16 protein-coding genes are annotated in these 23422 nt (G+C 37.7%); 5 read left to right on the top strand and 11 right to left on the bottom strand.

Annotated features, from left to right (window positions below; translation table 11 throughout):
• Window positions 1–79 precede the first annotated feature (79 nt).
• Window positions 80–2671, top strand: a complete 2592-nt coding sequence (locus AC3RVG_RS06225; RefSeq protein WP_489690574.1) for a T9SS-dependent M36 family metallopeptidase — start codon at window positions 80–82, stop codon at window positions 2669–2671.
• 50 nt (window positions 2672–2721) lie between these two features.
• Here AC3RVG_RS06225 and AC3RVG_RS06230 read toward each other — a convergent pair whose 3' ends face one another.
• A complete protein-coding gene (locus AC3RVG_RS06230) occupies window positions 2722–4500 on the bottom strand; it encodes a 1-deoxy-D-xylulose-5-phosphate synthase (RefSeq protein WP_489690575.1) in 1779 nt (592 codons plus the stop codon).
• A 132-nt stretch (window positions 4501–4632) separates the two neighbouring features.
• Between AC3RVG_RS06230 and AC3RVG_RS06235 the strand changes: the two genes are divergently transcribed.
• On the top strand, window positions 4633–5079 hold the full coding sequence (locus AC3RVG_RS06235) for a nucleoside deaminase (RefSeq protein ID WP_489690712.1): 447 nt from the start codon (window positions 4633–4635) through the stop codon (window positions 5077–5079).
• A gap of 18 nt (window positions 5080–5097) precedes the next feature.
• Here AC3RVG_RS06235 and AC3RVG_RS06240 read toward each other — a convergent pair whose 3' ends face one another.
• From AC3RVG_RS06240 to aspS, 5 genes are read right to left on the bottom strand one after another with little or no spacing between them, the layout of a single operon-like run.
• Window positions 5098–5343, bottom strand: coding sequence for a hypothetical protein (locus AC3RVG_RS06240; protein WP_489690576.1), 246 nt, complete (start codon window positions 5341–5343; stop codon window positions 5098–5100).
• A 19-nt stretch (window positions 5344–5362) separates the two neighbouring features.
• A complete protein-coding gene (locus tag AC3RVG_RS06245) occupies window positions 5363–7159 on the bottom strand; it encodes a chloride channel protein (protein ID WP_489690577.1) in 1797 nt (598 codons plus the stop codon).
• Window positions 7120–8004, bottom strand: coding sequence for a tetratricopeptide repeat protein (locus tag AC3RVG_RS06250; RefSeq protein WP_489690578.1), 885 nt, complete (start codon window positions 8002–8004; stop codon window positions 7120–7122). The genes AC3RVG_RS06245 and AC3RVG_RS06250 overlap by 40 nt, the downstream gene beginning before the upstream one ends.
• The gene (locus AC3RVG_RS06255; RefSeq protein ID WP_489690579.1) at window positions 7976–8530 is read right to left on the bottom strand and encodes a hypothetical protein; all 555 of its coding nucleotides are present in this window, start codon (window positions 8528–8530) and stop codon (window positions 7976–7978) included. The genes AC3RVG_RS06250 and AC3RVG_RS06255 overlap by 29 nt, the downstream gene beginning before the upstream one ends.
• A 42-nt stretch (window positions 8531–8572) precedes the next feature.
• The gene (aspS, locus tag AC3RVG_RS06260) at window positions 8573–10327 is read right to left on the bottom strand and encodes an aspartate--tRNA ligase (RefSeq protein WP_489690580.1); all 1755 of its coding nucleotides are present in this window, start codon (window positions 10325–10327) and stop codon (window positions 8573–8575) included.
• Between the two features lie 300 nt (window positions 10328–10627).
• Between aspS and AC3RVG_RS06265 the strand changes: the two genes are divergently transcribed.
• Window positions 10628–13585, top strand: a complete 2958-nt coding sequence (locus tag AC3RVG_RS06265) for a SusC/RagA family TonB-linked outer membrane protein (RefSeq protein WP_489690581.1) — start codon at window positions 10628–10630, stop codon at window positions 13583–13585.
• A gap of 11 nt (window positions 13586–13596) precedes the next feature.
• Window positions 13597–14925 carry a RagB/SusD family nutrient uptake outer membrane protein gene (locus AC3RVG_RS06270; RefSeq protein ID WP_489690582.1) on the top strand — a complete coding sequence of 443 codons (1329 nt, stop codon included), beginning with the start codon at window positions 13597–13599 and terminating at the stop codon, window positions 14923–14925.
• A gap of 74 nt (window positions 14926–14999) precedes the next feature.
• Here the strand turns inward: AC3RVG_RS06270 and AC3RVG_RS06275 are convergent, their stop codons facing one another.
• The 4 genes from AC3RVG_RS06275 to AC3RVG_RS06290 are packed head-to-tail and all read right to left on the bottom strand — an operon-like array spanning window position 15000 to window position 21693.
• Entirely contained in the window at window positions 15000–18497 is a 3498-nt protein-coding gene (locus AC3RVG_RS06275; RefSeq protein WP_489690583.1) for an efflux RND transporter permease subunit, read from the bottom strand.
• Window positions 18498–18512: 15 nt separating this feature from the next.
• On the bottom strand, window positions 18513–19673 hold the full coding sequence (locus AC3RVG_RS06280; RefSeq protein WP_489690584.1) for an efflux RND transporter periplasmic adaptor subunit: 1161 nt from the start codon (window positions 19671–19673) through the stop codon (window positions 18513–18515).
• 36 nt (window positions 19674–19709) lie between these two features.
• Entirely contained in the window at window positions 19710–21089 is a 1380-nt protein-coding gene (locus tag AC3RVG_RS06285; protein WP_489690585.1) for a TolC family protein, read from the bottom strand.
• On the bottom strand, window positions 21082–21693 hold the full coding sequence (locus tag AC3RVG_RS06290; RefSeq protein ID WP_489690586.1) for a TetR/AcrR family transcriptional regulator: 612 nt from the start codon (window positions 21691–21693) through the stop codon (window positions 21082–21084). Before AC3RVG_RS06290 ends, AC3RVG_RS06285 begins: the two co-directional genes overlap by 8 nt.
• Window positions 21694–21850: 157 nt before the next feature.
• Between AC3RVG_RS06290 and AC3RVG_RS06295 the strand changes: the two genes are divergently transcribed.
• Window positions 21851–22825 carry a polyprenyl synthetase family protein gene (locus tag AC3RVG_RS06295; RefSeq protein ID WP_489690587.1) on the top strand — a complete coding sequence of 325 codons (975 nt, stop codon included), beginning with the start codon at window positions 21851–21853 and terminating at the stop codon, window positions 22823–22825.
• On the opposite strand, the gene AC3RVG_RS06300 is transcribed toward AC3RVG_RS06295, so the two are convergent.
• Window positions 22822–23352, bottom strand: coding sequence for an alpha-ketoglutarate decarboxylase (locus AC3RVG_RS06300; protein WP_489690588.1), 531 nt, complete (start codon window positions 23350–23352; stop codon window positions 22822–22824). The genes AC3RVG_RS06295 and AC3RVG_RS06300 overlap by 4 nt on opposite strands.
• Between the last annotated feature and the right edge of the window lie 70 nt (window positions 23353–23422).

The raw sequence follows: 23422 nt of genomic DNA on the forward strand, positions 1-23422 counted from the left end.
AAAGCCATGTTATTATGATAATTTTAGAAGTGAAAATTTCAACAACCTATTCCTTAATTTTTAATTTAAACTAATTCATATGAAAAAACTTTTCTACTTTCTTATTTTTCTTGCGTTCAATTTTTCCTTTGCGCAAGATTATTCATCTGCGGTAAATACGTACCTGCAGAACAACCGATCACAATTTGCGTTGCAACCTCAGGATATTGCCGACGTTAACATTGCATCACAGAGTTTTTCCAAAAGCCTAAAAGCAAATACTGTTTATGTGGAACAACGTTATCAAGGCATTAAGGTATTCAATTCCACTTCGCCTTTTGTTATAAAGGATGGTGCCGTTTCAATGGCGAAAGTTTCTTTTGTTCAAAATATTGCTTCTAAAGTGAATGCCACTTCCTCGGTATTAACTCCTAATATGGCAATAGTAAAAGCAGCAGGAATTCTTGGGCTAGGAGCTCCTACCAACCTAACTTTGCTTGAAACGGGAATAGATCATTCCTATGTATTTTCAAAAGGAAATATTTCTTTGGAAAACATTCCTGTACAATTGGTATTTCAGAAAATGGAAGCTACCAACAGCTTAAAATTGGCTTGGGACCTGAGCATCTATTTGTTGAGCGCAGACCATTATTACAACGTCCGTATAGACGCCCTTACTGGCGAACTATTAGAAACCATGGATTGGGTTTCGCAGTGCGAATTGCCAGACTTTAACGCAAAGCACAACCATTTTTCAAATAAGGGCGAAAGTGTTTTATTTGAAAATAGCGTCAAGGTTGTAGAAACCAATCTTGCCAATGCTCAATATAGAGTTTTTGCATTGCCGCTCAGAAGCCCTGATGATGGTCCAGATACATTGGAAATAGATCCCCAAGACGCAACAGCATCCCCTTATGGATGGCACGATACCAATGGTGCGGCAGGTGCAGAATTTACAATAACAAGAGGGAATAACACCTATGCCTATTTAGACCTGTGTAATACAGATTCGGGTCCTTCGCCAGATGGAGGTGCTTCTTTACATTTTGATTTTCCTTTCAATTTACCACAATCCCCAGCCGATTTTAGGGATGCTGCCACCACAAATTTGTTCTATTTGAATAATATTGTGCACGACGTGATGTATCAATATGGTTTTGATGAGGCCAGCGGAAATTTTCAGGAAAATAATTACGGCAATGGCGGCTCCGAAGGCGATTCTGTAAATGCAGAAGGACAAGATGGCGGCGGAACCAACAATGCAAATTTTGGAACCCCACCAGACGGAAGCAATCCGAGAATGCAAATGTACATTTGGACGGGAGGCGCAGGAGGCCCTATCTCTGATATTTTCTCAATAAACGGTGGCCCATTGGCAGGCGTTTATAGCGGTGTTCCGGCAGGTTTTGGCGGTGGTATCCCTTTAAATTTAACAGGAGATTTGGCCTTGATACAAGATGACAATTCAGGCCCATCCACGGATCCAAATGACGGTTGCGATAATATAACCAATGGCGGTGCCTTAAACGGTAAAATTGTTGTGATACGTAGGGGCGAATGTGAATTCGGATTTAAAGTTTTGGCCGCCCAAAACAACGGAGCCATTGCTGCAATTATAGTGAACAATGTGGCCGGTGCACCACCTCTTATGGGAGCCGGCGTTGTTGGTTGCCAAGTTACTATTCCTGCATTTGCAATATCTGATGTGGATGGTAACCCAATTATTGCTGAACTTCTAGGAGGCTCTGTAAATGGAACCATCAATGGAACAAATGTTCCGTCCAATAAGGACGGTGACCTGGATACGGAAATTGTGCTACACGAGTATGGCCACGGAATCTCAAACAGACTTACGGGTGGACGCTTTAATGTAGGTTGTTTGCAAAATGAGGAGCAAATGGGAGAAGGTTGGAGTGATTATTTTGGTATGGTAATGACCATTTACCCCGGAGACCAAGGCTCAACCGTTAGACCAGTTGGAGCTTATGCTTCTGGCGCGCCGAACGGTATCAGAACGTATCCTTACAGCACTAATTTTGGTGTAAACCCTCATACCTATGACGATATAAAATCTGAAGCTGTCCCACACGGTGTTGGCTCAGTATGGGCGGCCATGTTGTGGGAAATGACCTGGGATTTAATAGACGAGCACGGTTTTGATGCCGACATATACAATGGTAGTGGCGGTAATAATATTGCTTTGCAATTGGTGACAGATGGATTGAAAATTCAGCCTTGTAGTCCAGGTTTTGTAGATGGAAGGAATGCTATAATTGAAGCAGACTTATTAGCCAATGCAGGCGCAAACAGATGTATAATCTGGCGTGCTTTTGCAAGAAGAGGGTTAGGATTTTCGGCAATTCAAGGAAGTTCCAATAGTAGATCTGATGGTACGGAAGCTTTTGATGTGCCACTGGAATGCCAATTAGGTGTGAATGACAATGGAAGTATTCAAAATAATTTTATTGTTTATCCAAATCCTTCAAATGGTCAGCTTAGCATTATGTCTCGCGTAGATGTAGGAGAAGCTACCATCTCTATTTTTGATATTAACGGAAGAAAGGTATTCAACCAAAATATAGAACTTCACCAGTCTGCAACTATCAATGCATCCGGTCTTACTTCAGGTATTTACTTGATGCAGATCGAAAGCGCTGATCGTTCACAAACAACCAAGTTGATTATCAACTAAGAATTATTATATTTTGAATATGAAAAGAGGCTCGAAAGAGCCTCTTTTTTTTATAATAAATTTTGAAGTGTCTGATTTATTTTTTCTGAAGAAATGCCCGAAAGTTGTTGTAATTCTTCAACAGTTCCGTGTTCTGGGAATACGTCTGGAATACCCAAAATTTGTATTGGGTTATTATATTTATAAGTTGAAGCAAAAGTTACAACCGAAGTACCCAGGCCACCTATTATAGTACCGTCTTCAACTGTAATAACAGTTTTATATTTCTTGAAAATTTCGTGCAGCAAGCTTTTATCCAACGGTTTTAAAAAGCGCACGTCAACAAGGCCAACTTTATCTTGTTGGAGCGTGGGTAGCATTTCTATTGCAGCCAGCGCATTATTTGCCATGGTTCCAATAGTTAATATTGCAATTTCGGTACCGTCCCGAAGTATTTCGGCTTTGCCTATTTCAATTTTATTAAAAGGATTTTGCCAATCTAAAATCGTTCCTCTTCCGCGTGGATACCTTATAAATATTGGCAACTGCAATCCCTCTTGTGCTGTAAATAGTATGTTTCGTAATTCAGTTTCGTTGCGAGGAGCAAAAATGATGAGGTTGGGGATACAATTTAAATATGCTAAATCAAAAATACCGTGGTGGGTAGGGCCATCTTCACCAACAATTCCGGCTCTGTCTAAACAAAAAATAACGGGTAATTTTTGCAAGCAAACATCGTGTATAACTTGATCGTACGCACGTTGTAGAAATGTGGAGTAAATATTACAAAAAACATTAAATCCTTGAGTAGCTAAACCCGCAGCAAAGGTTACTGCGTGCTGCTCTGCGATGCCCACATCAAAAGCGCGATTGGGGTATGCATCCATCATAAATTTTAAGGAGCTTCCCGTAGGCATTGCAGGGGTAATGCCTATAATTTTTTCGTTTTTTGAAGCAAGTTCCACCAACGTTTTTCCGAAGACGTCTTGAAATTTTGGTGGCTGAACATTATTGCTCTTTGGCGCGAGATCGCCTGTAAGTGCATCAAATTTACCGGGTGCATGATAAACCACTTGGTTTTCTTCTGCCTGCCGTAAACCCTTTCCTTTTGTTGTAATTATATGAAGAACTTTTGGACCTGAAATGTTTTTCAATCGCTCTAGTTCAGAAATTACTAAATCCAAATTATGGCCATCAATGGGTCCAGAATAATTGAAGTTTAATGCCTCAAAAATATTATCTGCATCCTTTGCGCCATTTTGTTTCACCTTAGTGAAATATTCCTTTAACGCTCCCACGCTTGGATCGATGCCGATAGCGTTATCGTTTAGAATAATCAAAATATTGGTATCTGTAACGCCTGCGTGGTTTAAAGCTTCAAAAGCCATTCCGCTGGCGATAGAGGCATCGCCAACAATTGCAATGTGCTGTTTTTCAGTTTCACCTTTTAATTTTGAAGCGATTGCCATTCCGAGTGCTGCAGAAATAGCAGTGCTACTGTGCCCAACGCCAAAAGTGTCAAATTCACTTTCTTCGCGTTTTGGGAATCCACTAATCCCGCCCAATTGTCGGTTGGTGTGAAAAATCTCTTTTCTACCCGTTAATATTTTATGTCCGTATGCTTGGTGACCAACGTCCCAAACCAAAATATCATCTGGCGTATTAAATACGTAATGAAGTGCGATGGTAAGTTCTACCACGCCAAGGCTAGCGCCCAAATGACCTTCTTTCGCGGCGATAATATTAATTATAAATTCACGCAGTTCTTTCGCCAATTGCGGCAATTTTTTCTTTGAAATTTTCCGCAGATCTTTGGGGAAATTGATGGTATTTAAGATGTTTTCTGGCACGGTGTAAAGATACGGTTATTGCGAAATTGTTATTAAGAGAATTCGTTTATTTGTAATTTCGTTTTAATACGATATATTTTGAAATGAACCCCGAATACAATCGGGCAAAACCTGAAACCTGAAACATTGAACATAATTGCCCCCTACGACGACACTTATTTTATGAAACGCGCCTTGCAAGAAGCTGAAGCGGCCAATGAAAAAGACGAAATACCCATTGGTGCGGTAATCGTTATAAACAATCAAATAATTGCACGTGCGCACAATCTAACTGAAACATTGAACGATGTTACAGCCCACGCAGAAATGCAAGCAATTACCGCTGCAGCAAATTATTTGGGTGGAAAGTATTTAATCGATTGCACACTCTATGTAACTATTGAGCCCTGCCAAATGTGCGCGGGAGCATTATTCTGGAGTCAGATTTCAAAAATAGTTTATGGCGCAAGAGATGAGCAACGAGGATGTATTAATTTAGAAACAAAATTACATCCTAAAACGGTGATGACAGGCGGAGTAATGGCGGAAGAAGCATCGCAACTTTTAAAGCGATTTTTTGCCGAGAAAAGATCTCAATAATAGATGGAAGCGGCTTGTCTAAATCTTTTTTTCTTTCTGATAATCCTGCATTTTTTTAATATTTTCTTTGGTAAGCATATATTCTTTCACGTCTCTATTTTTCCATCTATGATAGATAAACAAAGGCATCAATATAAAAAAACCAACCATTAAACTAAGGCCGATAATTAATTTCCCCGTCGCTTCGTCGTCTGTTTTTATATAAAAGCCAAGGCTAAGACTAATAACTACTGCGATAAAAAGTATGTTGATGAAGAGTTTCATTTTTGTATTGTTTTCAAAATTATTTACTCGAAAAATCAATTAGTTTTCGGCGATAAGCGGTAAGCAGTTTCGATTTCGAAACGAAACCGTAATATTTTCCTTCACAAATAACTGGTAGATTCCAAGCGCCTGAGTCTTGAAATTTTTTCATAACCTCTGTCATTTTATCCTTTTTCAAATCAATTAATTCTGGTGGATTATGCATCAGTTCTTTAGCGCGCACTTCATCATATAAACTTTGGTCGAACATAACGGGGCGCAAGTCGTCCAATAAAATAACACCTTCTAAGATATTCGATTCTTTATCGAGTACCGGAAAAAGGTTTCTTTTAGATTTTACCACAGCATTGTGTACCATATCGCCAAGAGTCATTTCAGGATAAATAGCTATAAAATCGCGCTCTATAACGGTTTCAATATCCATTAAAGTCAACACCGCGTGATCTTTATCGTGGGTAATAAGATCTCCTTTTCGGCCAAGCTCCATAGTATAAACGGAATGCGGAATAAAATACTTAGTTATTGAAAATGAAATAGCTGCCGTAACCATTAAAGGTATAAAAAGTTCATAGCCACCTGTTACTTCGGCAATTAAGAATATTGCTGTTAAGGGCGCGTGCAGCACTCCAGCCATTAAGCCAGTCATTCCCACGAGGGTGAAATTACTCTCAGAAACAGGATTGTTTAGTATGCCAATATTATTGAGAATTTTCGCAAAACAGTTCCCCATAATGCTTCCCATAAATAGGGTTGGAGCAAAAATACCACCAACGCCACCTGCACCAAATGTGAGCGCACTGGCTATAATTTTAAAAATTACTAACCCCGCCAACAACAGTATAACAACCCAAATATTGGTAAGATCTAAATTAAAAAAGTTGTTTTCTAAAGCAGCTTGTGGATTTCCTTGTACAAGATTGTTTATTACATCAAAACCTTCCCCATAAAGCGGAGGGATGAAGTAAACTAAAATACCGAGACCAATCCCGCCGATTAATAAACGCTTAATTGGCGAAGCTATTTTTTCGAAAAAATCCTGAATATTGGAATACATTTTAGTGTAATAAATAGACACCATCGATGCAACTAGTCCTAACAAAATATAGAAAGGAATATCTTTAATTGTAAATTTTTCAGTGATTTCAAAAGGAAGTAAAATATCTGTTCCAAGAAAAAAGTAGGAAGTAGTAATGGCCGAAACCGAAGCCAAAAGAAGTGGCACCATTGAAACCAAGGTGAGGTCTAAACTAAAAACTTCTACTGCAAAAATAATTGCCGCAATGGGTGCCTTAAAAATGGCCGACATAGCGCCAGCGCCAGCACAACCAATCAATAGCGTTCTGGTTTGCTGATTCATATGAAAAAAACGCGCAAGATTGGAGCTAATTGCTGCTCCCGTAGCTACGGTTGGTCCTTCAAGTCCTACGGAGCCACCAAAACCTACAGTTATTGGTGCTGTAATAAGACTTCCAAACATCTGAAAGGGCCGCATAAAGCCTTTTCTTTTAGAAATTGCATAAAGTGTAGATGGAATACCGTGGCTTACTTTATTGCGAATTATATAACGCATCGCTAACAATGCCAAGGTTAATCCAATAAGCGGAAATATAAAATAGAATGCGGTTTGGTACTGAGCAATAAGTTTACCCTGTAGTAGTTGTTGAATAAGGTGGGTAAGGTTTTTTAAAACCACAGCTCCAATCCCTGCCAATAGGCCTACGGCAATACTTAGAATAAAAACAAACTGCTTTTGCGGAATGTGCTTTATTCTCCAGATTAGGAAGCGGGTAAATAAATTTCTTTTTTGTGTTGGCATCTAGTTTTTAGTTCAGTATCTAGTTTTTCAAAATCTTGTGGATAAATTTGATATAAGGTTTCCACATAATCTCGGTTATTAAAATAACCTGCTGCAAAGTCCTCTTCTGCATTTGCAAGCAGTTTTTTTGCTGTTACACAGTCTTCTCTGTCTTTCAGAATTAATGCTTTATAATATTTTCCATCTGCTGAACGCCCTCTATTGTAATAAAGCAATTTGTCAAAATTTTGAATAGCTTTATCAAAATTACGCTTTTCATAATAAGCAATTCCACGGTAGAGAAAAGCTGTGGGTTCTGCCCAATCTTCACCGCTTTCCTCCGTAACCTGGTTTATATATTTATCGAAATAGCTAATGGATTTTTCATAATCTTTTAGTCCCAAATAAGCAATACCACGCCAAAAATCTACACTATGGCCTTGTGGTGCATCTGTAAAATTTGGCGTTAAAGTATCTGAAGCATCAAAATCTGCAATTGCTTTTTTATAATCTCGATAAAACCATAAGTAATTATAACCTCTATAAGGTTGCCAAATGGCGGCATTGCAGGCTACTGCTTTGTCCATTTCAACCTTCCATTTATTCGGCATTCCACGTTTTAAATATGCTACGGAAAGCTCTCGAACAGCATCGCAATTATTAGGATCAATAGCAATCGCTTCTTCAATACGAGTCATGCTTTGCGGAGATCCTTGGTGTAAATGGCTACTTCCATCAAAAATTTCTACGGATAATTTTTTTCGGTCTTCTTTAGTTAGTGTAGCATAATCCTTGCTGCTTTCTGAACATGAAAATGTCAAAATGAAAACAAAGACACTAAGGAAGTATTTCGGTAATTTCTCCATTTTCAATTTTATATGACACGTAATGATAATAATTTCTTGGAACTTCAACATTGATATAGACGGCCCAGTGTGAAGGATCTGATGTAATTTTTAATAACTGATTTACCATTTCTTTATTATGAAAAACTTCTTCATAATTTTCATTGATTTGAATAACCTCAAACCAACCTGGATTGCCTTCACAGTTTACCAAAAATCTAAAATTCACATAACCAGAATCTTTATATCCATTGTTCTTATACGTTTTTAAAACGTTGTTCTTGAAAGTTCTTTTGTTGTTTTTATAGGCGTCAAACGGTGCGCCGTGATGGATTTTATAAATTTTACCATCGCCACATAATGAATATGTATTATTAAGCAAAGCAGTATTTTGATCTATATAACCTATGTAATGCGGATATTTTTCTTCATCCACATTGAATTTTCCATAATATTTATAATAAATATAACCGCTGAAACCAACGAAGACTAAAATCAATGTGATTATGATAATAGCAGTAATTTTTATTATCTTTCTCCAGTTCATCTTTAAAGCTATCGAAAAATCCTGCAATTGCAGGATTTTTTTTTAAGATTTTATTTCAACTTTTAGATGAAGTTCATCCAATTGTTTTTTGTCTATTGGTGCCGGAGCATCTATCATTACATCGCGGCCCGAGTTGTTTTTTGGGAAGGCGATAAAGTCACGAATTGTTTCTTGGCCACCTAAAATGGCAACTAATCTATCCAATCCGAAAGCAATTCCGCCGTGGGGTGGGGCGCCGTATTGAAAAGCATCCATCAAAAAGCCAAACTGCGCTTTTGCTTCTTCGGGTGTGAAGCCCAAATAATCGAACATTAAAGCTTGTGTTTTTTTATCGTGAATACGTATTGATCCGCCGCCAATTTCATTTCCATTTAAAACCAAATCGTAAGCGTTTGCTTTTACTTCACCAGGTTTTGTAGCCAATAATTCAAGCTGTCCAGGTTTTGGAGAAGTGAAGGGGTGGTGCATAGCGTGGTAACGATTTGTATCCTCGTCCCATTCCAAAAGTGGAAAATCTACAACCCACAATGGTGCAAATTCGTCATTTTTACGTAAACCGAGTTGTTCTGCCAAATGCATGCGCAACGCACTCAATTGGGCTCTTACTTTATTTTTTGCTCCAGAAAGCACGCAGATTAAATCGCCAGCTTTTGCGCCAGTTACTTCTGCCCACTTCGCCAAATCTTCTTGATCGTAAAATTTATCTACCGAAGATTTATAGGTTCCGTCTTCATTACAACGTGAGTAAACCATTCCTAAAGCACCCACTTGAGGGCGTTTTATCCAGTCTATTAATTTATCTATTTCTTTCCTTGTGAAAGCATTTCCACAGGGAACAGCAATACCCACAACCAATTCGGCTTGATTGAAAACGCCAAAATCTTTATGTTGGGCAACTTCGTTCAATTCGCCAAACTCCATTCCGAAACGGATGTCTGGTTTGTCGTTTCCGTACTTCGACATTGCATCGTCGTAAGTCATTCGTGGAAATTCGGAAATTTCTATGTCGTTAATTTCTTTCAGCAAATGTTTGGTCAAACCTTCAAAAGCGTTCAAGATATCTTCTTGTTCCACGAAGGCCATTTCGCAGTCTATTTGTGTAAATTCTGGCTGTCGGTCTGCACGCAAATCTTCATCGCGGAAACATTTTACTATTTGAAAATATTTATCTAAACCTCCCACCATTAGCAATTGCTTAAAGGTTTGAGGTGACTGCGGAAGCGCGTAAAACTGTCCTTCATTCATACGGGAAGGAACTACGAAATCGCGCGCGCCTTCAGGTGTAGATTTTATTAAATACGGGGTTTCTACTTCAATAAATCCTTCTTTTGAAAGAAAATTGCGAACTGCCATTGCAACCTTTGAACGAAATATTAGGTTTTCGCGCACTGGTTTTCTGCGGATATCTAAATAGCGATATTTCATTCGCAAATCTTCGCCACCGTCGGTTTCATCTTCTATCGTAAAAGGTGGAGTTAAAGATTCATTCAGAATAATTAATTCAGAAACTAAGATTTCCACATCGCCAGTTGGCATGTTTGGATTTTTAGATTCGCGTTCAATAACGGTTCCTGTTACTTGTATTACAAATTCGCGGCCCAATTTTGAAGCTTTTTCAATCACTTCTTTTGAAGTTCTTTCTTCATCAAAAATAAGTTGGGTGATGCCATAGCGGTCGCGAAGGTCTACCCACACCATAAAGCCTTTGTCGCGAGTTTTTTGCACCCATCCGGAAAGGGTTACTTCTTTATTGATATCTGCCGAGCGAAGCTGGCCGTTGTTGTGCGTTCTGTACATTATATTCTGAAAAAAATTAAGGGTGCAAATTTAATAAGTATTAAATGAATTGGCGTGGTTTTGAAGGGATTATTATTCGAAACTATAAATGATTAAATACACTTAATGGGGCAACTTAGCTTTTGAGAAAATTGCACAGAGTGAATCTTTATGTTTTCATTTTATGCTGAAGCTTATATTTTAAACATATCATCATAAACAAAAGAAAATGCTAATAAATAGTGAATAAAAATATTCAATACTGTTGTTATCATTAAGAAATTAACACTATTTTAGGGATTCAATAAAAAACCTTTACTTATGAAACAAAAATACACTACTATTAGAAGGTTCTTTTTTTTATTTTTAATTTTTCCTTGTATTGCGTTTGGACAGACGCAGTTATCGGGAAAAGTGGTAGATAAAAATAATGTAACTGTTCCTTTTTTAAATGTAATTGAAAAAGGAACCTCAAACGGAACCACAACCGACGCTGAAGGTAATTTCAGCATCAAAGTGGCATCATTACCAGCAACACTGGTCTTTTCATCTATCGGTTTTGAAACGCAGGAATATACTGCTTCTACCGCGGGTGCAATTTCTATTACAATTGCAGAATCTGCGCAAGCTTTAGACGAAGTGGTTGTAACTGGATTAGCTACATCGGTTAAACGATCGAACTCGGCAAATGCCGTTGCGACTATCTCAGCCGAAGAACTCACTGGAAGGACACCGCCTTCCACATTAGACGGTGCTTTATACGGTAAATTTGCAGGAGCAATCGTAAATGCAAATTCTGGAGCTCCCGGTGGGGGACTTTCTGTAAAGTTACGTGGTGCTACTTCCATTCAAGGAAATACACAACCGCTCTATATTATAGATGGGGTGTATGTAGATAACTCTTCCATTGCCGCTGGTTTAAATACTGTTTCTGCCGCATCGCAAGGAGGAAGTTCTTCTAACCAAGACAATCCCACTAACCGAATTGCAGATATAAACCCAGATGATATCGCAAATATTGAAATACTTAAAGGCGCTTCCGCAGCTGCTATTTATGGTTCAAGAGCGGCGGCTGGAGTTGTACTTATTACCACAAAACGTGGAAAAGCAGGTAAAACGCAATTTAGATTTTCACAATCTACAGGTTGGACTGAAGCTATTAACCTATTAGGTGTTCGGGATTATACCGAAGCACGAGTGTTAAAAAGTTTTGGAGAGGCTGATTTGGCTGCCTTTATTGCTGCTAGAGATGCTGGAAGACTTATAGATTATGAAAAAGAAGTTTATGGCGAACACGGAGTAATTAGCATTACCAACTTTAGTATGAGTGGTGGCGATGAAAAATCTAAATTTTTTGCTGGCGTTACCCATAATAATGAAGATGGTATTGTAAGAGGGACAGGTTATGAAAAAACATCCTTACGCCTTAACTTAGACCATAAGCCTGAAGATTTTTTAAAGTTTTCTTTGAGTACAAATTATATTAATTCTTCTTCAGATAGAGGATTTTTTAACAATGATAATAGTGGTACTACTATTGGGATTGCTCTAACAACTACTAGACCTTGGGATCAATTGTTTCCCAATGCAGATGGTATTTATCCAGATCATCCTAACAATAGTTCAAACCCATTACAAACCCGAGATTTGGTTACAAACAATGAAACGGTGGACCGTATAATTATGGGAGGATCTGCAAATCTGGACATTTATAAAGCAGAAAATTCTAACCTTGAATTAATTTTACGTGGAGGTCTCGATTTTTACGGACAGAAAACTAGAGCGATATTTCCCAAGGAATTACAATTTCAAAAGCTATCTAATGGAGGCTTAAACGGAGTTTCTGCCCAAGGAAATACTCAAAATAAAAACTACAACCTATCGGCTTTCCTAGTTCATAATTATTTTACTGATAGTAATGTTAGCTTTAGAACGCAAGCAGGTTTAACGCGAGAGTATTTTGATCAAAACACACAGATAATTACTGCTACTGGTTTGGTTGCTTCGGGAACCAATGTAGACCAGGCTGCAAATACGGGTGTTGACCAAACTAGACTTAAACAAGAAGATTCAGGTTTCTTTGTACAAGAAGAGGTTAACTATAAAGATATGTTGATTGCTACTTTGGGTGTGCGTGGAGATAAATCTTCTAACAACGGAGATGCAAATGAGCTATTCTATTACCCTAAAGCATCCTTAGCAGTTAGTTTAAATGAATTCGATTTTTGGAAAGATTCATCAAGTTGGAACCAATTTAAACTACGTGTAGCATATGGTGAAGCTGGAAACTTTCCGCCGTTTGGTGCTTTGTTCACCTCGTATAACGCAAATTCAACTGATGGCGTTTTAGGTATTAGTTTGATTGGTGTTAGAGGAAATGCTAATTTGAAATCTGAACGTCAAAAAGAATTAGAATTTGGTACTGATCTTGCCTTTCTTAACGGGAAGATAAGTCTTTCAGCAACCTATTATATTAAGACGATTGAAGATTTAATTCTACAAGCCAATTTAGAACCTTCAACAGGATATACCTCTCAGTTTGTTAATGCTGGAACACTTCAGAACAAAGGGATTGAAATTGGAATAAATACAACACCCATTTCAACAACTAATTTTCAGTGGGATTTTGGAGTGAACTTTTTTAAGAATACTTCAGAAATAACCGAACTGAGAGTGCCTCCTTTTAATGTAGGCGCATTTGGAGCAGGGTTGGGTACTTTCAGAATTGAAGAAGGCCAGAGTGCCACACAAATTGTAGGTAGTTTTGATGGTGAATTACGAGTTGTTGGCGATGCCGAACCAGATTTTCAAGTAGGATTTAATAACGGCCTAAAGTATAAAAATGTAGAATTATCTATGTTATGGCAATGGAAAAAGGGAGGCGATAACGTTAACCTAACTACATTACTTACAGATTTAAATCAAACATCTCACGATTTTGATGACCTAACAGTAGATCCTGAAGGACTTGTTGTAAATGGAGAATACAGGCCAGGAGGTAACGCAGATGTGCACACAGAAGATGCATCATATGTGCGTTTACGAGAAATAGGGTTGTATTATACAATACAAAAGAAAACCTTATCTAACTTATTGGGCGGACGCATAGACAATATTAAACTCGGCTTTTCTGGATCTAACTTACTCAACTTTTTTGATTATAATAGTTATGACCCAGAAGTATCCAATTTTGGTGGAGGGTCCATTTTTACAGGGGTTGATGTTTTACCATTTCCCTCTTCAAAAAGGTATTTATTTAATGTATCCGTTAATTTTTAAAAGAAAAAATCATGAGAAAATTTAGTTATAAAATTATATTAATCACACTCATTATAGGAGCGGCAGTTTCTTGCGAGGTGCAAGAGTTTTCGGATCTAAATAATGCAGAAGTGGGGAATTTTGAAGAAAATCTTACTCGTGGAGACTTACAGGATCTTGTAGGTGGTATTCTCTATAGTTCGAGGATAAGATTAGATAATTATTTCGATGACAACGGAGTAATTGGACGTGAGTATTATCGCTTTTCAAGCGCAGACCCTCGTTTTACGGGAGATTTGTTAGGAAGGGAAGGATTAGTGCTAGATAACAATACGTTCTACCTTACGGGGCCTTGGGCCGCACGCTACAGAACAGTTAAAAACGCAAATTTAATTCTGGGTTTTATTGAAGGCCAAGATTTATCTGCACTTTTTACGCCACAGGAAATAAATGCTACAAAGGGTTTTTTGAAAACCTTTAAAGCTTATGAGCTTCTGTTGAATCTTAACTTGACTGATGCAAATGGAATACGACTAGATGTGGCAGATGAAAATAACCTAGGCGACTTTGTAAACAAAGCACAAGCTTTAGCAGGAATTAGAAGCTTATTAGTAGAAGGAGCAGCAGATCTTGCTGGTGGGGGTAGTAACTTCCCATTTATTTTGTCTTCAGGGTTTGATGATTTCAATACACCATCTACCTTTTTGAAGGCGAATAATGCTATTGCAGCGCGAGTAGCAGCATATCAAGAAGATTTTCCTGCAGTATTGACGTTTTTGAACAATTCGTTTTTCACTTTAGACAATGCAAATATGAATACAGGTATATTCTACACCTTTTCGTTAGATCAAACAGATATTTCAAATTCATTATTTAATTCCATAGAAGGGCTTACTGCAGCAGATGCGAGAGTTGTACAACCGCTATTTGTATCAGAAGCTGAAGCCGGAGATACCCGATTGGGAAAAGTGGTTGAACTGGATGAACCCTTAAGTCAAGACGGTCTGTCTGGCAACTATGCATTAAACAGATATACCTCCAGAACTGCTCCAATACCAATAATTAGAAATGAAGAACTCATTTTATTATACGCTGAGGCCAATATCTATTTAAATATGCCAGAAGCGGTAAATGCCCTTAATTTAATACGGGCCAGTGCCAGTTTAACACCTTATACAGGCCCTGTTACCACAGAAGCATTAATTAATGAAATGTTGAAACAACGAAGATATTCGTTATACGCAGAAGGTCACCGATGGATAGATATGCGTCGCTATGGCAGGTTGAACACCTTGCCAATAGATAGACCAGAAGATGATGTTTGGTCTTTATTCCCAATTCCATTAACCGAAAATCAATAAAGAATTCTTTAGAATATAAATGCCCTTTCCGCAAAATTGTAGAAAGGGCATTTGTTTTTTAGAAAAGTGACTATCTAACTCAGCTGTTCTCGCTGCGGTAGCCCTTTCGCTTTCATCTTCTTAATCTCCTTCATTTTGCGCTTTTTTCTGAATCTAATCTTAGCGCGGTTCACCAAATAGAACATTACCGGCACCACAATAAGCGTTAAGAAAGTTGCGAATATCAATCCGAAAATTACTGTCCACGCTAGTGGCCCCCAGAAAATTACGTTGTCACCACCAATATATATGTTAGGGCTGTAATCTGTAAATAACCCAAAGAAATCTATATTAAAACCAATAGCCAAAGGCACAAGCCCAAGTACGGTTGTTATTGCAGTTAGCAATACCGGGCGCAGACGAGACTTTCCACCAGCCACTATCAAATCGAAATACTGACGTTTCGTAAGCATATCGTCATCTTCCATTTCCAGCTCGTACATTTTTCTATCTATTAATATTTGGGTGTAATCTATTAGCACGATAGCGTTGTTAACTACAATACCTGCGAGCGATATAATACCCATCATCGTCATAATTACCACGAAATCCATTTGGAAAATTACAAGTCCGAGGAACACTCCCGCCAAACTGAGGACCACCGAAGTTAAAATAATAACCGGTTTGGAAAGCGAGTTAAACTGTGCCACGAGGATTAACAAAATTCCTCCCATTGCAAAAAACAGCGCCATTAACAAAAAGCCCATATTGTCTGCTTGTTCTTCCTGCTCACCTGTAAAGGCAAGGTTTATACCTTTTGGAAGATCGTAACCCTGCAATTCAGTTTTAAGGTCGGTTACAATTTCGGTGGCGTTATAACCACCAATTACGTTGGAATAAACTGTAATTGTACGCTTCAAATCTTTCCTTTTTATGGAACTAAAAGAAGCAGTATTATTTTTAGTAACCATTGCCGAAATAGGCACCTGTACTATATTCCCTTGATTATTTCGAAAGGTTATTGGTTGGTTGAAAAGCGCGCTTTCATCATAACGCGATTTGTCTGAAAGGCGAACGTTTATTTCATAATCGTCGTCACCATCTTTGTAGGTTGAAGCTTCTTCACCAAAAATAGCACGACGTAACGTGAGCCCAATTTGACTTGTAGAAATACCTAATTGTCCTGCTTTTTCACGGTCCACGGTTACATCCATTTCGGGCTTGCTTTTATTAACGTCTATCTTCAATTCTTCAATACCACTTATGCCTAATCCTTCAATGTAAGAACGCAGGTTTTCAGCTTGGCGAAGCATTTCTTCATAGTTTTCACCACTCAATTCAATGTTAATAGGATAGCCTACCGGCGGACCAGCAGCATCTTTTTCAACAATAATGGAAGCTCCGGGAAATCCTTTTACAGACTCGCGCACTTCTTCTAAAACATCACTACTTTTTACACCACGGCGCAGTTGATAGTCGCGCATAGAAAGGGTTATTTTTCCTTTTTGCGGCATTTCGTTGCTTTGTCCGCCATCTGTCTGTGGATTTCCTGCACCTTGACCAACCTGCGAAATGGCAGATTCTACCATATAATTGTAACCATTGTCATCGTATTTCTCAATAGCTTTAAAAACACGTTGCTCTACTTGTTGGGTAAGCTCGTTCGTTTTTTGGATGTCGGTTCCCTGCGGATATTCTATGTAAGTAATAATCTGATTCGGTTCATTTTCGGGGAAAAATAGCACCTTTGGCTGAACGATTCCTACTAAAACAAAAGATAGAATTAAAAGTATAAATGTTCCAAAGAAGAACACGTAGGCTTTCCTTCCGCGCAAAGCGTATTTCAGAATTCCTTCATAAAAATTCTCTAGCTTTTTAAGCGATTTATATTGAAAGTAATCTACCGCGCCTGCAAGAATATATTTATAAACCCAAAGCAAAATTGCAGTTAGAATAGCCAAGTTTCCAAAGCCACGAAAAGCGGCTATATCCATTGCAAAACCAACCACTAAGAGTAAAATACCAATGCCCAGTAAAATTAAGCTCCAACGAATTAGCTTCTTTTTTGTCATTGGTTCTTCTTCAGTTTTCATAAATTCTGAAGTAAGCATAGAGTTAATTACCAAGGCTACAAATAGCGATGATGAAAGTACTACGGAAAGTGTGATGGGGAAATAAATCATAAACTTACCGATGGTTCCTGGCCACAATCCAAGTGGGAAAAACGCAGCTAGCGTGGTTGCTGTGGAAGCAATAATAGGCCAAGCAATTTCACCCATACCTTGTTTGGCAGCTTTTCGCGGGGTCATGCCTTCACTCATTAAAGTGTACACATTTTCTACCACAACAATACCGTTATCTACCAACATTCCCAGCCCCATTACGAGACCGAAAAGCACCATGGTATTTAGCGTAAACCCAAATGCCGAAAGAATAAACAGCGACATAAGCATGGATAGCGGAATAGCGAAACCTACAAAAAGTGCGTTTCTAAAACCTAAGAAAAACATTAAAACCAAAACAACTAAGAGTACCCCGAAGATGATGTTGTTCACCAAATCATTTACCTGATTTTCTGTTTTGATAGATTGATCGTTGGTTAAGGTAACTTGCAAGCCTGGCGGCAAATAATTTGCCTCTTCTTCTGCAACAATCACTTTAATCTGCTCTACGGCCTCGATCATGTTTTTTCCGGCACGTTTCTTAATATCGAGCATCACAACTGGCTCCCCGTATTCACGAGCGAAGGTTGTGGCATCTTTTTCTTTAAATTTAATATCGGCGATATCCTTTAGAAAAATAATACCATCATCCTTTTTCACGACTACATTTTCAAGCTCTTTTGGATCTTCAATTTCACCTGTAATACGAATGTTTTTCTGAACTCCATTTGTTATAATGTTTCCTCCAGAAATAGTGCTGTTTTCTCCTTTTACCGCATTTATAATATTGTCGAAACTTACTTGGGAAGCCGTCATTTTGTAAATATCTACGGCTATTTCAACTTCCTTTTCTTCGGCACCACGAACGGTTGCTTCTTTTATTTGCGGAAGTAATTCAATTTTATCCTGAAGATATTCGGCATATACCTTTAACTGTTGAACAGGATAGTCTCCCGTAAGGTTAATGTTTAGAATAGGTACTTCTTCTGAAAAGTTTAAGTTGAAAACATTAGGCTCTACTTTTCCACCATTTGTTAACGTGGGCCAGGTAGTTTCAGCTTTCACCTGATCTACTTTGTCTTTTACCAACTGCTTAGCTACAGGAATTTCTACAGATTCTTCAAATTCAACAATAATAATAGAGTAATCCTGAAGCGTTGTTGAGGTAATTTCTTTTACACCACCAATATCTTTAAATTCTTCTTCTAAAGGTTCGGTTATAAATTTTTCTACGTCTTCGGCAGAGTTTCCTGGGTTTACAGAGCTAATGTAAATTTTAGTTTCAATAATTTCTGGGAAAGCCTCGCGCGGCATGCTGTAATATGCGAAAGCACCCAAAAATAGGATGATAGCCATAACCACATAGACCGTCATTTTGTTGTCTATTGCCCAAGAGGAAATGCTAAATTCTTTATACGGATTCTTACTCATAATGCGATTGGTTTCTTAGTTTTTGATGGTTACTTTTTGTCCATCACGAAGTGTTTTTGCGCCTTCTTTAATAATGGTGTCGCCTTTTTTAAGACCAGATTTTACCTCTGTATGATTTTCATAAGAAAGACCAGTTTTAAGAAGCACACGTTTTGCAATTCCTTCAGAATCTGTAACAGGTTGGTATAGATATGCAATTGTTTCGCCAGCTGCATTTTCTTGTAATATATTTTCGGGAACTGTAATAGCATTTTCAGCGCTGTAATCGTTCACTTTAACAACAGCGATGAGGTTTGGTTTTACAAGGCCGTCTTTATTTGGAATTTCAATCTGAATATCAAAACTTCTATTATTCGGATTTATATAATTGCTTACTTGACGCACCGTTCCCTCAAACTCTTCGTTTATTGAATTGAGTCTTACTTTTACCTGTGTTCCCTTTTTTATGTTTTTAAGGTAGGTTTCTGGAATGCTAGCTTTCACATACATATTGCTCAAGTTTACCAAACGAATTATAGGACTTTGACCAGGAATAACAACTTGTCCGGGATCTGAAATAATTTCGTCAACAACCCCGCTAAAAGGCGCAGTTATTATTGTTTTACTCAACTGAGAGCGCAATTGGTTTGTAATGTTTTTCGATGCTTCATAAGTAGTCTTAGCCTGCAGAAACTGAATTTCTGAACCTATTTTCTGCTCCCAAAGTCTTTGTTGGCGTTCAAAAGTGGTCTTTGCCAAAGCCATTTGTCCTTCCTGTTGCGCCACTTGACTAGACAGGCCGCCATCGTCTATTTTAGCAAGACGTTGCCCTTTAGATACACTTTGTCCTTCCTTAACATAAACATTAGTCAGTACTCCAGAATATTCTGCATTTAGCACCACGTTTTGATCTGTTTCTACATTTCCTTGAACTTCAACATAATGTTTAAAAATGGTGTCTTTTATAACTTCTGCGGTAATAAGTGCTGGACGATCCTTGTTTTCGTTTGCATCGATGTAGGCATTAAGTTTATCGATATCGCTTTTCAATTCGCGTTGTATTGTATTAAGCTCGGTTCTTTTGGCCTTAACAGCTGCCATATCGCCATCGTTAATAACGGCATCGACAGATTTGTTATCTCCACCGCAAGAAGCAAGCGTGATGATTGTTATTAATAGTAGAATTGCTTTTTTCATTGTTGATTTATTAAAAAGTTTATGAGTTTGGTATGGTTAAAACTGTCCTTTAATTTCTTTGTAATTAATTCGCAACTGCGGAATATTTAAAACGGTTTCAAGATTTGCCTTTTCATTTATTACTTGTAGCATAGATTGAAAATATTGTTGTTGCGCGGTATAAAGTTGTATCTGTGCTTGGCGTAAATCGAAACTCGTTGACAAACCTTCCGTAAATTTTATTTGATTCTTGTTTTCGATACGTTCTGAAAGCGATAGGTTTTTCTTCGAGTTTTCATAATTTTCAATTGCGAATTGATAATTACTTTGAGCCGTTGTTAAATCTAACTTTATCTGTTGTTGTGTTTGTTCAAAATCTGTTTTTGCTTGATCTAAAGCTATTTTAGTGCGTTGATCTTTTGCGTTTCGAAGTCCGCTACTGAATATTGGTATATTTAAACTCAGTCCTAAAACCGACGACTGATACCATATTTGGTCTCCATTGAAAAAACTGAAATCTTCACTATTGGCGGAAGTTCCGTAATTAACAAATGCGGTAAGACTTGGAAGGTATTTGCTCTTTTCTAGACGATTTTCAAAATAGCGTTGCTCTACAAGATTGTTTGCAATTTTATAATCCACATTATCCTCCACATTCAATGACGAATTGAGTAGGGCAAGGCTAATATTTTGCTTCGCTAATTCATCCAAATCATCAGTTAATATAACAGGTGTTTCCACATCTATTCCCAAGGAAAGATTAAACATTTGTTTGGCTATAGCCTGACTTCTGCGTGCGTTATTGAGTTGGGTTTCAATATCTAAAAGAGTTACTTCCAGCTGTTCTACGCTTTCTTCTTCAGCTAGACCGTTTTCGAAAATTTTACGGGTTTCATTGAGGTTGTTCTCGAGATTTGTCTTGTTTTTTCCAAAAATATCTACTAATTCTTGAGCTAGTAAAACACTTCCGTAGGCATTAATAACACCTTTCCGCACTTCCAAACGGGTTTTTTCGTTGGTATTTTCAGAATAACTTAAAAACGATTTGGCTGCCTTTAAACCTACAAGATAGCTACCGTCAAAAATAAGTTGGTTAAGTGTGGCAATGGCACTTGCACTTTGTTTGGTTCCAAAAGTGATAGGTGTAAAGGTGCCGGGCTCGCCGCCTCCAAATTCAGCCGGAATCAAAGTTACGGGCTGTTTTAGATTATTTTGATAGCTTATAGTACCGTCAATTTGCGGAAGTCCCGAAGCCGTAGTTTCCCACTTTTGCTTTATTGCTTTTGCAATATCGCGTCTTGCATTTATAGATGCATAATTGCTGTCTAAAGCAAAAATGATTGCTTCCTGTAAATTGAAACTATAGTCTTTCTGCTCTTGCGAAAAACCTAAAGTAACAGACATTACGAAACTGAAAATTAGAATTTTTTTAATCATTAGTTTGATGCTCTTTTATGAATTTCTTTAGTGTAATAAAACCTTCAGATGTTACAATTCCTCTTAAATGATATTCAATATATTCTTCGGTAATAAATTTCCGTGTAAATTTTTCTACAGGAAAAAGGTTTTGGTCTTTTGTGCCGTGAATACCCAAAAAGTAAAGCCGTGCAATAAAATCTGTGTCCAGATTGCTTCGGTAAAGCCCCTGTTCAATTCCTCTTTGAAGATTTGTGCGGGTACATTCCATCATTTTTTCGAAATGACTTTCTTTAAGATTTTCACTTATTTCGGGATAGTACTTTTGAAGCTGATATTGTGAAGAAGAATATTCGTCTTCAATTTTACCCATTATAAATTTCTTTATTTCGTAAATCTCTTCAATTGGGTTTTGATTGAGGGAACAAATTTCGTCTATACCCTGAGTAATTTCATTTAACGTATTACAGGTGCATTCCTTCACCAAGTCGGTTTTATTTTTAAAATGTGTATAAATGGTTTTCTTTGATATTGCCATCTCATTGGCAATATCATCCATTGTAACACTCTTAAAACCAAGTTTTAAAAAAAGCCCTGTTGCTTTTTGAACAATTTTTTCTTTCATAATCGGGTGCAAATATATGTCACGGAAACTATAAAAACAAAAATAGTTTCCTTGGTTTTATATTATTAACAGAACCTTAACATTCACAGTATTTTTCAACATTAATTGAGGGCATTTGATTAGCTTGTTTTACTTTAGCCGAAATTTTTTTTGACGAATGGATATTTTAAGGAAATACAATACAGAGCTGCACAATAACCTTGAAAAAGCTATTGCTCAAAAAGAGCCGCGCCAACTTTACGACCCTATAAAGTATATACTTTCATTGGGTGGAAAGCGTATTCGGCCAGCACTAACCTTAATGGTATGCGATTTTTTCGGTTCAGATTTCAAGAAAGCAATGAGTGCCGCATTGGCTGTTGAGCTATTTCATAATTTTTCACTTATCCACGACGACATTATGGATAATGCGCCTTTGCGCAGAGGAAAACGGACGGTCCACGAAAAATGGGATGTAAACACAGCCATACTTTCGGGCGATGCGATGCTAATTTTAGCATATCGTTTTTTCGAAAACTACGAGCCACAAATGTTTCAGGAGCTTGCAAAACTATTTAGCGAAACCGCGCTTCAGGTTTGTGAAGGGCAACAAGACGATATGGATTTTGAAACCCGTGACGATGTTTCGTTAGAGGAATATATAAAAATGATAGACTGCAAAACTGCAGTACTATTAGGTGCAGCAATGCAAATGGGTGCAATTGTAGCCGAAGCTTCAGAAAGCGATAAAGACAAAATTTACCAATTTGGAAGAAATTTAGGTATTGCTTTTCAGTTACAGGACGATTATTTAGATGTGTTCGGAAATCCGGATACCTTCGGGAAACAGGTGGGTGGAGATATTATTTCGAATAAAAAAACATTTTTATATTTAACGGCGTTGCAAAAAGGCACGGCTGTTCAGTCGGATGAATTGGAGCATCTTTTCAGTATAAATCCGAAAGACCCGAGAGATAAAATCATTACTGTAAAAGAGGTGTTTATAGCTTCTGGTGCTGCGGAAGCAACACAAACTGAAATAGAAAAATACAGTAATTTGGCGTATTCTCTTTTAGACGAAATAAATATTTCAGAAGAGAAAAAAGAACAACTACGTGAATTTGGAAAAAATTTGATGGAGCGAAACGTTTAAAAATAAACGCGTACAAAGGGGGCAAAAGCATTCGCATAAATACTCTTTTCGTTATCGTAAAGCACGTCGTAACGAATACCGATAGTAAAATTATTGCTGTGAAAACCTACACCAACAAATAGCGCTGGATACCAATAATTCTCGGTGAATTCTTCAATATCAAATTTATAATTTCGGTTTACATTCAATTCTTCAAATTCTGCAGAAAGTTGAATTTCTGGAATTACATTATAAAGTGCGAGAACGCTGCCGCCCAGAATAGTGGCGTTGTAATTATTTTTTAGGCTGGCGTAGGTTCCATTTAGCGCCACTCCGGCTGCAAACTGATCGTTGAATTGATAAATGGCGCTTGGCGCAAGTGTTCCACTGAAAAAACCATCGCCAAAACTTAGACCGATTCCTCCACCAAAACGCACATGTTGCCAAAATTCATTTGTATTGTTTTGACCGAAGCATGAGGTTTTGCTTAAAAGAAAAAACATTACAATAAATGAATTGCCAACATAGCTAAATCCAGTCTTTTTCATTGTGAATACTTTAAGGTTTTTCAACTATAAATATATAAAATCAGGTCGGCTATTTTGTGTAATTGTTGTA

Source organism: Aequorivita sp. IT1282, from assembly GCF_058068205.1.